Genomic DNA, 12270 nt, shown 5'->3' with positions numbered 1-12270 from the left:
GAATCCTTCATGGGGATGATATATATCCAAAAAAACATTCAGCGTGGATTCAATTTTTGCCTCCATGCCAGATGAATAGCATATTCAATAACTCTGGCATTTGAGATCCCTTCTCTCACAGATATATCACGAAGCTTATCATGAGTCTCCTGAGAAATGATCACGTTAAGGGATTTATTTTTATCTGCACGCTTCTTCTCTCGGCTTTTCTGTGTGCTCAATGCACTTTTAAATTTCCTTATGAATAGTTCTCTTTCTGCTTCAGTTCTAAAAACATCCTCACGCCAGATAAAATATGACGCATAACAGTATGCGATTTTTTCTTCTGTTCCTTCAGCATGCCGATACTTTTGCAAGGTAATATTGTTTTCCTGCAAATAGTTCAGCAACCAGTCAATGGTCACCCCTGCCTTCCCATTAACATCAGAAAATAAATTTCTCTTTGTGATTAATTCATTCCACTCATTATGTAATTTTAGGATGTATTGTCTGGTATTTCCTTCAGAAATGCTTCTTACAACTTTATCTTTGATAAGCCGCACCCGAAGATTATGGACCGGCGGAATATCGAATCCTAAAGTGAATGGTTCATTTAACAGAGAATTTCCTGCCTGAACAGGGAAAGTGTTTGTATAGGGTGCATAACCCGCGGTAACGTGATCTTGATCTGTTTTACAAAGTAACCAATAACTAGCCCTGGAGTCTGTGGTGAACCATTCAAGCTCATCTTCACATGGAATCTCTTTTTTAGCCTCAACCCGGGTGTTATTGATAAAAGTATCTACTTCTCTTTCGGAACCTTTATTCCCACTCAATAATAAATTGCGCACTCTCTTTTCATAGTTTGCAAGATTTGCTTCGGACGACTCAGGAGGAATATCAACCTCGAATTTCTTTAATTTAAAGTACAAAAATAAAATGAGATTCCTTTCATCATAAAATGAAACCACCACTACCCCCTTGTCACTACGTGATTATAGGTACAAAAATGCCCATTTTTGCACATTAACTCAATGAGTTATTGTTGATAACGTGTATACGGTCACGAAAATTTGGCTTCTTGAGGACTGGGGGATAGCAGAGGGGAAGAAGTAAAAGAACTGTTTGGGTCCTGGATTACAAAGGGATATAAAACTCTAAGCGCAAATATAAACAGATTGAAATAGTCATAACGAATTATAAAAAACCTTACTGCTTTATATGCATGAAGTGGGACATTTCAATTTCCAGAATCACTTAAAAGGCTCATTATAATTTTTACATAACAACCGGTTGTTATGCCTGAACGCGAACTCAATTCCAAATTGAGCTCTGCCACACTAATAACAACCGGAGAATCTAATATGATAACTGAAACACTATTAACTGAAGACAAATTAGTTGACATGTTATTTATCACCACCCTAACTGGATTAACTGACAAGTGGTTCTATAAATTAATTAAAGATGGTGAATTTCCAAAACCTATTAAGCTAGGGAGAAGTTCTCGCTGGTTACAGAGTGAAGTTGAAAATTGGTTACGAGAACGAGTTAAAGCATCGCGAAGCTGAAATGAAATTACGCCCATGCCCCCAATCGGACTGCATGTTTATATCATAAATATCATTATATAACCCACATGTTAACTTCGGAGTAAAAATAAATGATCACCAGCTAATAAAATCACACCTTGCATGACACGCATTAAAATTAACACCCCGGATTGGTAATATATACAACAATATACTACACATCCAACCATCAACACACTCATCCATTGCAAGTATATAAACAACAATAGTCAATACACTCTGCACATATACACGCTCCCACAAATCAAACTAACAAACATTCAAATCAAAACCATAAATCACCATTTAATTACCTCATCAACCCAAGGTAAGACACAACCCTAGATACTATACAGACAACAGGAATTTATGATGCTTAATGATATTTATCTTGATCAACGTCATGCCCCATTCAATACAATGTATCTGCAACGGATGCTTCGCGTGATTAATAACGCTACAGCACAATACCCACGAACAATGGTTGTCCGTGTAGACCTACGACTTCCTGATAACCACGATGAATGTAAGGCTGGTCTTATCTCTCGATTTATAGAATCGCTTAATGCAAAGATTGAAGCACGATATCGAAGCAAACTAAAGCAGGGTATTCGATGCTACCCATGTCATTTACGTTACGCCTGGGTCCGGGAGGTTGGAGAAGTAAACAAGAAGTCTCATTACCACATGGTACTCTTTGTGAATAAAGATACTTTCAACGGGTTAGGGGTGTACGGTGAAGATGGAACTGGGTTAGCCAGCCTGATACAGGCAGCCTGGCTGAGTGCCTTACAGTTGAGCTCTCCCCCCGGATATCGAACGCTGGTACATATCCCGGACAACCCATTGTATTACCTGGACGTCAATAATTTAGACTACAAAACGGTTTACGATAAACTCACTTTCAGGCTGAGTTATTTTGCGAAGGAGCGCACCAAGTCATACAGCCGGAATGAAAGCTCATTTGGCTGCAGCCAGTCCTGAGGCAAAACAAACTAAGTCTATAAAGATTTTTTCAGCCTGGCTCTAATCGACTGAATCTCAGCATACTCCGCTTTTGAAGCCTTGACACGTCAGTTGTTCTTTCACCTCTGAGTGGCTACTCGCGACTGCCTGCAGGAGACTGATTATGTTATTGACCGCAAAAGCCATTAACTGACTTTTCGACTTAATCTCCTTAAGTTATGTGAGAAATTTGCCGATATGAAAACATGATCCCCCAGTCGCTACTGACATGCCCTGTCAGTAGCGACTGGTAATCTCAAGGAAAAATTACAAGGAGAACGCGCATGAGCGGGCATGAGGTAATGGTACAAAGAATAACCGCTATTATTGCAGAACTTTACCAGTACGGTTTTGTATCACGTAAGAAGATGATGGACGAATTCAACATCAGTGAGCGTACTTTGTATCGTGATCTTAATCGTCTGGGCGACAGAATCGTCCCCGATGGTGATGGTATTTACAGGCTGGCTCCCGCTTACGCTAAACCTCAGGCTCTAAAAGAACAACAAAATCTCATCAATGCCCTAGGGATGGCAGAGTTATTCCCTGTAAAAAAAATCTTCTCCCAGCCTGACATGACTTCACTGATCATCAGATCGCTGCCCGGAGATCCAGAAGCGAAACGCGTACTTGAGAATAACTATAGTGTGTTCGATAAAGCGATTCGTGAAAATAGCCTTTGTGAATTTCATTATAAAGGGAAACATCGGACCGTCGCGCCTTATAAGCTTATTAACATAAAGAGCGTCTGGTATCTCGGTGCGGTAGAGAATGAAAAGGTTAAAGGATTCCAGCTCACCAAAATTCATTGGCTGAAATTTAAATCAGAGCACTTCACACCACAACCCCATATCACACAATACTTTGCTGAAGAAGATGATGTCTGGTTTTCTTTGGATAAGCAGATTGTACTCCTTAAAATTTCAGCCGACGTAAGCCATTTTTTTAAACGTCGAAATGTTCTGCCTGCCCAAAAGTTAATTCGTCAGGAACCTAATGGCGACTTGATCGTGCAAACAAAAATGGCACACGAAAACCAGCTATTTCCATTATTACGTTATTGGTTACCAAATCTCACTATTATTTCCCCGGTTAGCCTACAACAACGTTTTTATCAGAAGCTCAACCAGCAGATAATAGAAATGAAAAACCCATTGCAGTGAAATTATTTTTGACAACATACAGCAGGAGTAAAAAATGTTACGTGGTTCAGAAAGAAAAGAAGCATTAGCCAGTCTCAAAAGTGCAACTAACCGTTATGAAGTACAGGCTAAAGACACCCAGGATGAGATCACTGCCCTCTTTCTGTTACGCCAGAAATGCAGTAAGGACCTGATTGCCCGTGGTGAAAATTTTGTTAATCGACTGGCGAATACACCGAAAGAGTTTGATAAATCCTGGAGCGAATTGAAAGCGGAAATCGCTGAATTTGATAACGTGGTGGAAAAACTGGAAGAAGAATACCGCGCATCACATATTGGTAAAGGAACGGCTGCTGCGGGGGTTGCCGTTGGGGCGGGGGTCGCCGCATTTGCCCCTACGGCTGCGCTGGCGGTCGCAACAACTTTTGGTACAGCATCCACGGGTACCGCTATTGCTACGTTAAGCGGAGCTGCCGCAACAAATGCAGCCCTGGCATGGCTCGGCGGCGGCGCACTGGCTGCGGGTGGCGGTGGCATGTCAGCAGGAAGCGCACTACTGGCTCTGGCGGGTCCAATAGGCTGGGGGATTGGTGCTGTAGGCATCGCTGGCGGAACCTTACTAGCCCGTCGCAAAAACGGTAAAATCATTGATGAAGCACAACAGGAAGAGCGCCAGGTTCGCGCAAAAACCAGCGAACTTCGCGTGATGGAACGTGGTGCGCAAGAACTCAAGATGCTCACATCCGAGCACTATCATGGTACTGAAAGCATTATTGATGTGCTGGAAAAGGCTGCGCCTCAAGACTATTGCCAGTTTAATACCCATCAGAAAGATCAATTAGGGGCATTGATTAACCATATCAATGCATTATCAAAACTGATCAACAAGAAAATCCAGTAATGAGCATTAACCATAATACAGTTGGCGACCAGCTTATCGGCAGCGCGGTTAACGCCATTAATCAGACCCGCATTGATAATGAACTGTTAAAACTATCGCAGCAGGATCGTGCATTTGAGTTGGCTGGCGAACAAATGCAAAAGGTGCGTAATTTCATCGCGTCACCGGGTAACATCCTGGGCTCAATGAGCACCAAACACGGTGAAATTGCTGAGCAGGTAGAAGTTGGCGTGCGCAATGCTCGCCAGGCAATAGAAGAAAGGGTTCAGGATGCCTCTGATCTTAGCGCCACGTTTGACGGAGTGGGTCGAACCGCTCCGGCGGATTATATGATAGATGGCGTTGACGTGCAGTCAAAGTTTATCAACGGAGTTAATAATAACCTGAACCATGTCCTTCAGCACATGGAAACCTATCCCAATTTCACCCGGGGAGAATCCTTTTACCATATCCCCAAAGACTCCTGGCAAACGATTCAGGATGTTATTGATGGGAAGCCGGTGGAGGGCTTGAGCGAAAAAACAATACAGGCTATCAGGGATAAAGTTGCAGAAATTGAAAGTACAACGGGAAGATCCTTTAATGATGTCGTGCGTCCTGGAGTTTCTGATTACAAAGATGTTCAGTGGGGAAAAATTGACGAAACGCTTGATAAACATGATCAGGAATTAGCGGAACAGAACGAGGCAAAAAAAGCAGAAATTATTGACGATCACCAACCCTCCCTAAGTGAAGGCATGCGTGCAACCGCAATGGGAGCCGCTTTCGGTGGAACCTTTGCTCTTGTAACAGGTATATATAGCAAATACCGTGACGGTAAAAATATATTTCGTGGAGATTTCAACAGACAGGACTGGCAGGATGTCGGCTTAGATACATTGAAAGGTGCCGCTATTGGCGGTGTATCCGCCGGAGCAATTTATACCCTGACCAATTATGCCTCTCTGGGAGCACCGTTCGCCAGCGCGCTGGTCACTGCCGCTAAAGGTGTAAGCAATCTTGCTCTCTCCTATCAGCGCGGTGAGATTAATGCTGATGAATTTACCGATCTTGGCCTTATCATCTGCGCGGAATCGGCCATCGTTGGCGCAATGTCTGTCGCAGGTCAGGCAATCATCCCTGTGCCTGTTTTGGGGGCATTGGTTGGTTCTATCTCAGGGAAGTTTATGGTTACCGTAGCTAAAAATCTGGACAGTAAAGCACGCCAATTGCTGGCGAAAAAAATGGAGCAATTTACATGTCGCTTAAGTGAGATTGAGCAGAAAGCACTCAACCGAATTTTGAACGAGTTCGCGGCGCTGGGTGAGCTTACCGCAGCTGCATTTAGCGTGGAAAACAATCGCCGGTTGCTGGAAGCAAGCATCACGCTTGCCCAGGCCCACGGTGTTGAAGAGGCGAAGATAATCAAAAATGCGGATGATCTTGACACATTTATGATGGCGTAGCACTCGAATAAAAATTACAGCAAGGATAAAACCACAATGCTACAGATAATTGGTGCGTTAATTTTACTGGTAATCGGTTTTGTTATTATAAAAGCGTTGTTTAAGGCATCTCTCAATATTCTAGGTGTGATATTAGGATTGGGTGCATTGATTGTTGCAGGCCCACCTTTATTGGCGGGCTATATTGTAGAGCGCGTAACCTATGCGCTTCACTCACGTTGGCTGCTGGGTGTACCTCTTGCCATAGCAGGAATGGTGATTAGCTTTATGTGGGGACTTGATGGTAAACATATTGCCTACGAAGCTTATTCATTTGATTCAATGAAGTTTATTTTAACCGCTGCATTTGCCAGTGGCCTGCTTGCAGTACCTGTACAAACCAAGGCTATTCTACAAAACGGGCTTATACCAGCCGATATCAATGCCAAACTTAAAGAGTATTATTGCTGTTTTTATACGTCTTACTTTTTGATGGCCTGCTCTGCGGCTACACCGTTTATAGCCTGGCAATATAATATCTCATCTTCACTGATGTGGTGGACAGGATTGCTATACTGGATAGCAGCCTTACTGACACAGTTCTATGCGGCAAACCAAATTCAGGAACTCAAGAAGTTAACTAATGCCATCAATACAGGGTTAAATGAGCAAAAAGCGATCAATAACCAACTTTGGCTGACGGAACTAAAAGAAGGAAGTAACCTCTCAGCAGAATTCGTAGAGACTATCTATCTTAAGTTGGTCTCACAGCATATTTTTCAGGGCGATACTCGAGAGCAGGATCTGGCTGGTGAAAACTGGCTTTTAAATGATGCCTGGTATGAAAGAAAGATGGCTGAATTTAATGAGCAGTTAAACAGTAAAATTGTACACTCATCAGATGAGCTAAGAAGCCTTTTTGGTAATAGGCTGAATTTACCCTCTGCTGCGAATGATGATCTCCTGAACCGTTATCTTGATGGTGGGAACTATTATTCTTTTTCGGATGGTCGAAAATTTGTCTCGTTTCACTATGTCGACGAGCTTTGTACCTGCACTTCATGCGGTTTGAGCGAGATTAAAAACGCAAAACACCAGGACGGTGGTGGGAGCCAGGAATGGTATTGCTCTGATATTTGCCGGGAAACGGAAAAACTCTGCATTGAAATTCACAAGCGACCACAGGCTGAATTTATTTCCAGTGCAGCAACAAACGGTCTGATTCTCATGACGCTCCCGGAGGCCTGGAATACTAACGAAAAAATGTTTGCAGTGGGAGGACAAGGACATGGTTTTGCAGCCGAACGGGGAAATCATCTTACTGACAAAATCCAACTAAAAGATGCACATATTCTCGGTGATGATAATGCGAAAAATGGTGCAGACAGGCTGGTTAACGGTTCAGAGATTCAGACCAAATACTGTGCAACCGCTGCACGTAGCGTCGGTGCTGGTTTTGACGGACAAAACGGTAATTATCGCTATTATGACAGTAACGGAACCCCAATGCAGTTAGAGGTTCCGAAAGACCAGTATTCGAAAGCGCTTGAAACGATGGAGAACAAAATTCGCGATGGCAAAGTCCCCGGCGTTACCGATCCTGCAGAAGCCACAAAACTTGTACGTCAGGGACACCTGACTTATAGCCAGGCACAAAACATCACTAAGTTTGGCACGTTCGAATCTATCACTTACGACATTGCGGAAGGATCTATCATCAGCCTCGCAGCTGGAGGTATCAGCTTCGGTCTGACAGCTTCTATTTTCTACCTCAATACCGGCGATCGTAAGGCTGCGTTGCAAACGGCAGCAATACAGGCAGGTAAAACATTTACCCGCACACTGACAGTTTATGTGACGGTACAGCAATTACACCGTATCAGTGCCGTTCAGGGGTTACTTAAAAATATTGATTTTGCCGCTGCCAGCCCGACAGTTCGTAATGCGCTTCAACAGGGAGTCGGAGCTAACAATCTCAACTCCCTTAACAAGATGATGCGTGGCACACTGGTTACCTCTTTCGCACTGGTCGCCGTGACCACTGGTCCGGATATGATCAAAATGGTGCGAGGTCGTATTTCTGGGGCACAATTTATAAAAAATCTGGCAGTTACTTCATCTGGTGTGGCTGGGGGGGCAATTGGTTCTATTGCTGGCGGAATGATGCTTAGTCCATTAGGTCCTTTCGGTGCTTTAGCAGGACGCGCAGCTGGTGGCTTGTTAGGCGGTATGATTGCCACAGCGATTTCCAAAAAAATAGCGGGTGCACTGGTTGAAGACGACCGGGTAAAAGTGCTGGCTCTCATCCAGGAACAGGTTACATGGCTTGCAACAAGTTTCATGCTTACAGAACACGAACTTGAAAACCTGAACGCGAATCTGGCAACAGTAATTGACCAAAAAACCCTGGAGGTTATCTTCGCCGCAAAAGAGCAAGACCGAGCAACGGCCAATATGCTGATTAAACCACTTGTAGTAAGTGTGGTTAAGCAACGACCGGTCCTGAGCTATGAACAATCGCAAATCTGCGAAATGGTCGATCAGCTTGATACATCGGTTTCATTATCTGCTGTTGCATAATGAAAGGTATAAATTCATTACCATCGTGATATGGTGCTTCAGACGAAGCAAACTTAAATACCATTAACCCCATGATACTATTGTAAAATCCAAAAAAAAACAATGGTAATCATCATAATGAACTGGTTCGAACAGACTTGCGGAAGAGTATGGAGAATTAACAAATAAGGGGGCATTTGCCCCCTTCATCTTTATTTCAGTCGTTTACCTGCATCATCAACAACTTTCTCACCGTCTTCCCTGGTGAAAGCCGCTTTCTGAGCATCAGGAAGGATATCCAGAACAACTTCAGAAGGACGAAACAGTTTGGTTCCCAGCGGCGTCACAACGATTAACCGAGCGTCAGTAAATTTCTCATCTGCAAAGCCCAGTTCCTCATAAGGCTCAACAGTTTATTCCTTATTTGATAACATTACCCATTAATAGGTCAGGGTTAACTTGTGCTCATCGATTAGCAATATCTAGCTGCATGCGAAGCGTATCCTCCCAAGGAAGGTTATGAATGAATATGGTTTATCTCTCAGTCACTGTATTGACCCGTTCCCCGTTGAACCACACAGATTGTTGTTAGCCACTTCCGCCCCCGAACACGAAGAAACTCACGCTCAGCAAGGTCCATAGTGAGTGAGGAGCGAAAGTTAGTTTTGGGTAACGTCATCGGTGTAGCAGTTACCTTCTACAACGATAAAACAGTATCTATGGATAGCAATAAGGTATCGGTTAAATATATGGTGATTCAGTCTTCATTTTATTATCATGCGATATCTACTCATACATCTGCGATTAAATCATTGAGAGGCATGAGTGTTGGAAGACAGGCGTTAGCTAAGTCGCGGGAGCCTCTTGAGATAAGCAAGGGGATTTTTATATTATAAAGAAGGTTGTGTCTTTGATGGGTAAAGTTTATCACTATTGTGATCTCAATGCACTATTGAGCATTATAAATAATAAGAAACTTTGGATTTCATCGGCTGGAAATCTAAATGATTATACTGAAATAAATTATGCTAAAAACTATTTCTTGGATGCTCTGGATTCAAAGAGGAATCCATCTAATAATTATGTTATTGATGAGTTCCTTCTTTGCTTTCAAAACTCATTCCCACATCCTTATATTTGTAGTTTTTCAAAAAACAAAGATCTCTTAAGTCAATGGCGTGCCTATGCTAGTGATGGCTGTGGAGTATCAATTGGTTTTAATACTGAAGCCTTTGGGTTTTCTGACGTCGCCCCAGTTTTGGGTATGTCTGATATTCATTCCATAGGCATCAATGAAGTTTTTTATGATGATGTTAAAGTTATCCGTGAGTTTGCTGACCGCATGTCTAATGTTGTAATTGCATCATCTTTTCTTGATGACTCTCATAGATGGATGACCTATAATCATATAACAACTGAGGTCAGAACAAAATGCTTATTTACTAAAAATAAATTCTTTGAAGAAGAGCAAGAAGTGAGAATTGTACACCTTCCCTTTGTTACAGGGAATGAGCGTGGCGAATTTAACTTCTTACATTCAATTTCAAGGCCAAAGCAAAGAGTTACAGGAAATAGAATAACATCGTATTTCGAATATGATTTTTCCTCAAAAGAAAATCTTCTATTTGAAGTTGTTCTTGGCCCTAAATGTGAAATAAATAATTATGAAATTGAGATGTTACTAGCGTCGAATGGCTATCTAAAGATACCCGTATCTAGATCTGGTGCAAGTTACAGGTAATCTTTGTAACTTTCCTCGTTTGTACGAAACAACAGAAACAATGAAGAACTAGCCAAGTCTACAAGAGCATTTAGGTGTTGTCCGCTCCTCCCACGGAACGGACACGTTAACCGGGCTAAAAGTCCGATGTGAGCGAACAACATAAGTAAGTGGCAATGTTTGAAAGAGGATAGCTAATTCACGCTGTTGCCTGCATAGCCGATACACTAATGCGCTTTTCGCCCAAAAATGCTTTAAGTTCAGGCCACGTGGTTATTAGTTTATAAGAGTGAATTTCTTCTTCATCACTCACATGACGATCGACAACAATTGGCGGAAGTTCTGTTATTGGCTGTATATTTATTGACTTTTTCCCCTGTTGCAATATATCCCTTATCGAGTTATACAAAAATGGATTATATCGTTTGATATAATCTAATTTTTTCTGGACATCAGGAACTGAGAGCACAGAAAGAAATAATCTGTAATTTTCAGTTTTCATTTCAGTGGGTCCTAAACCTAGGGTGATAAATGCTTCTTTTAAATTCTTGTTTTGTTGCTCACTATAAATCTCGTCAAAGGGTATTTCTGATTCAAAAGAAATCAATGTTCGACTTATACCCGGCTGATTAACTTTTGACGCTTCATTCAGAATTATGTTTTTGAAATTTTTAAGAGTGATAATATCTGGAGCACCTTCAATGTTAGAAAATAATTTTTTGTACTCCGGCGTGGAAATTTCCCTCCCCTCTAAAAAAGAAGATATTGCCTGAAAGGTGCTATTAGTCATTCCACTACCTGATTGAGCAACCCCAGGCAATGCGGTTGAATTCATAGTAAAGTTTGGCGATTTAAATTTCATGCAAAATGGGCGATATAGAAGTCCATCGCCTTCTTGTGAATTCCATAGAAACATTAATTCAAGATAAGGCTTATGGTTCGGATTGATATAATCATAACAGCAATTAAGAAAACCTATCAATATCTTAGATTGGCCATCAATATCAAAGTATTCACCATCCTGAAAGTTTTGATGAATATTTTCCCTCAATAACTCGATGATTTTGAAACCTGACCTAATATCACCACTGAAAGCCACGCATAAATTACTTCCTATTTGGTGTATTTTTTGAATGCAATTAAAATAACGAACTTCCCCGCCAGTCAATGTTATTGTTGCCTGAATATCGGCTACGCAAACAAACCCATTAAAGCAGTTCCCTCCAACCACCCAAGTCATAATATCCATCCTTTTAATTTCAATTCTTTCGAAGCTGCATGTTCGTCCAAAACTTTATCGATATCATTTATTTAATCTTCCATTAACTATATCTGCTATGGCCTATAGAAGCTAATTTTTATTTCCAAGAGTTCAGTGATGTCTTCTCGCAAACAAACGTTACCCGTTGTTGAAATATCGCTCATAGTCCCATTCATCCTGCCTGTGATTATCAATAAGCACAAACTCGTCAACATCCTCCTAACTTTACAGCGATGACCTAACAGATAAACCCATCGCTATGCCCGCGCAGGGCAGCTGGTGCATACGTCTGGCGATGGCTCGTGAGTGGCGTGACGTAGTGAACAAGCATGGCCAGGATGTGACACTGCCTGATGTGAGAGTCAAAGGTAAGCCAGTAGCCTCAGATACAAGTAGTTGGCGGAGCAGCTCAGCGTATGCAGCGGCCAGCCCGTGACTGCGTCGGCTTCTCATTACTGAATGATTAATGCTGTCTGACGGGAAAGCACTTTCACCAAAAATTTTGAACACAGGGCCGGTAAGGTCCGCTCTTTCTAAATGACTCATTTGCTCCAACGCTTAGTGTAATGTAAAAATCTCCTTAGAAAACAATCATCCTCTCAGAATAGAGGCCGATAAATCGCTATGGATATAGGTAAACAGCGGTCATAAATATGCCAGCTCCGGCGTGTGGATAAATATACGTGCGGAGCCGCGCTAAGAACTGAG

At 42.1% G+C, this 12270-nt stretch carries 9 protein-coding genes and 2 pseudogenes; 8 read left to right on the top strand and 3 right to left on the bottom strand.

Going from position 1 to position 12270, the window contains the following annotated elements:
* Positions 1 to 38: 38 nt before the first annotated feature.
* Positions 39 to 950 (bottom strand): hypothetical protein, encoded by a 912-nt coding sequence (locus tag APU02_RS21070; RefSeq protein ID WP_060571125.1) that lies wholly within the window; start codon positions 948 to 950, stop codon positions 39 to 41.
* Positions 951 to 1343: 393 nt separating this feature from the next.
* On the opposite strand from APU02_RS21070, the gene APU02_RS25485 reads away from it, so the two are divergent.
* The 6 genes from APU02_RS25485 (at position 1344) to APU02_RS21045 (ending at position 8602) form a co-directional block, all read left to right on the top strand.
* Complete coding sequence (locus APU02_RS25485; protein ID WP_072197167.1) at positions 1344 to 1550, top strand: AlpA family transcriptional regulator; 207 nt, start codon at positions 1344 to 1346, stop codon at positions 1548 to 1550.
* 372 nt (positions 1551 to 1922) lie between these two features.
* Complete coding sequence (locus APU02_RS21065) at positions 1923 to 2534, top strand: inovirus Gp2 family protein (RefSeq protein ID WP_060571124.1); 612 nt, start codon at positions 1923 to 1925, stop codon at positions 2532 to 2534.
* A 305-nt stretch (positions 2535 to 2839) separates the two neighbouring features.
* Positions 2840 to 3718, top strand: coding sequence for a WYL domain-containing protein (locus APU02_RS21060; protein ID WP_060571123.1), 879 nt, complete (start codon positions 2840 to 2842; stop codon positions 3716 to 3718).
* A gap of 34 nt (positions 3719 to 3752) precedes the next feature.
* The gene (locus APU02_RS21055) at positions 3753 to 4598 is read left to right on the top strand and encodes a hypothetical protein (protein WP_047738096.1); all 846 of its coding nucleotides are present in this window, start codon (positions 3753 to 3755) and stop codon (positions 4596 to 4598) included.
* The gene (locus APU02_RS21050; RefSeq protein ID WP_060571122.1) at positions 4598 to 6043 is read left to right on the top strand and encodes a hypothetical protein; all 1446 of its coding nucleotides are present in this window, start codon (positions 4598 to 4600) and stop codon (positions 6041 to 6043) included. The genes APU02_RS21055 and APU02_RS21050 overlap by 1 nt, the downstream gene beginning before the upstream one ends.
* Positions 6044 to 6079: 36 nt before the next feature.
* The gene (locus tag APU02_RS21045; protein WP_060571121.1) at positions 6080 to 8602 is read left to right on the top strand and encodes a hypothetical protein; all 2523 of its coding nucleotides are present in this window, start codon (positions 6080 to 6082) and stop codon (positions 8600 to 8602) included.
* A 191-nt stretch (positions 8603 to 8793) separates the two neighbouring features.
* Here APU02_RS21045 and APU02_RS21040 read toward each other — a convergent pair.
* Positions 8794 to 8991: pseudogene (locus tag APU02_RS21040) on the bottom strand (arsenate reductase); the annotation flags it as partial.
* 503 nt (positions 8992 to 9494) lie between these two features.
* Here APU02_RS21040 and APU02_RS25480 point away from each other — a divergent pair.
* A complete protein-coding gene (locus APU02_RS25480) occupies positions 9495 to 10322 on the top strand; it encodes a DUF2971 domain-containing protein (protein ID WP_072197166.1) in 828 nt (275 codons plus the stop codon).
* 178 nt (positions 10323 to 10500) lie between these two features.
* Here the strand turns inward: APU02_RS25480 and APU02_RS26730 are convergent, their stop codons facing one another.
* Positions 10501 to 11541 carry a hypothetical protein gene (locus APU02_RS26730; RefSeq protein ID WP_072197165.1) on the bottom strand — a complete coding sequence of 347 codons (1041 nt, stop codon included), beginning with the start codon at positions 11539 to 11541 and terminating at the stop codon, positions 10501 to 10503.
* 244 nt (positions 11542 to 11785) lie between these two features.
* On the opposite strand from APU02_RS26730, the pseudogene APU02_RS27035 reads away from it, so the two are divergent.
* A pseudogene (locus tag APU02_RS27035) lies at positions 11786 to 11932 on the top strand (alpha/beta hydrolase); the annotation flags it as partial.
* Positions 11933 to 12270: the final 338 nt, after the last annotated feature.

Origin of the sequence: Citrobacter sp. 50677481, from assembly GCF_001463265.1 — a bacterium.
GTDB classification, from domain to species: domain Bacteria; phylum Pseudomonadota; class Gammaproteobacteria; order Enterobacterales; family Enterobacteriaceae; genus Citrobacter_A; species Citrobacter_A sedlakii.
The sequence above is the reverse complement of the archived record's forward strand: the minus strand, read 5'-3'. Positions and strand labels throughout refer to the sequence as shown.

Excerpts from the sequence above, each read along its gene's own strand:
- APU02_RS25485 (WP_072197167.1), top strand. The coding sequence starts at position 1,344 with ATGATAACTGAAACACTATTAACTGAAGACAAATTAGTTGACATGTTA.
- APU02_RS21050 (WP_060571122.1), top strand. The coding sequence starts at position 4,598 with ATGAGCATTAACCATAATACAGTTGGCGACCAGCTTATCGGCAGCGCG.
- APU02_RS21060 (WP_060571123.1), top strand. The coding sequence starts at position 2,840 with ATGAGCGGGCATGAGGTAATGGTACAAAGAATAACCGCTATTATTGCA.
- APU02_RS21055 (WP_047738096.1), top strand. The coding sequence starts at position 3,753 with ATGTTACGTGGTTCAGAAAGAAAAGAAGCATTAGCCAGTCTCAAAAGT.
- APU02_RS21065 (WP_060571124.1), top strand. The coding sequence starts at position 1,923 with ATGCTTAATGATATTTATCTTGATCAACGTCATGCCCCATTCAATACA.
- APU02_RS25480 (WP_072197166.1), top strand. The coding sequence starts at position 9,495 with ATGGGTAAAGTTTATCACTATTGTGATCTCAATGCACTATTGAGCATT.
- APU02_RS26730 (WP_072197165.1), bottom strand. The coding sequence starts at position 11,541 with ATGACTTGGGTGGTTGGAGGGAACTGCTTTAATGGGTTTGTTTGCGTA.
- APU02_RS21045 (WP_060571121.1), top strand. The coding sequence starts at position 6,080 with ATGCTACAGATAATTGGTGCGTTAATTTTACTGGTAATCGGTTTTGTT.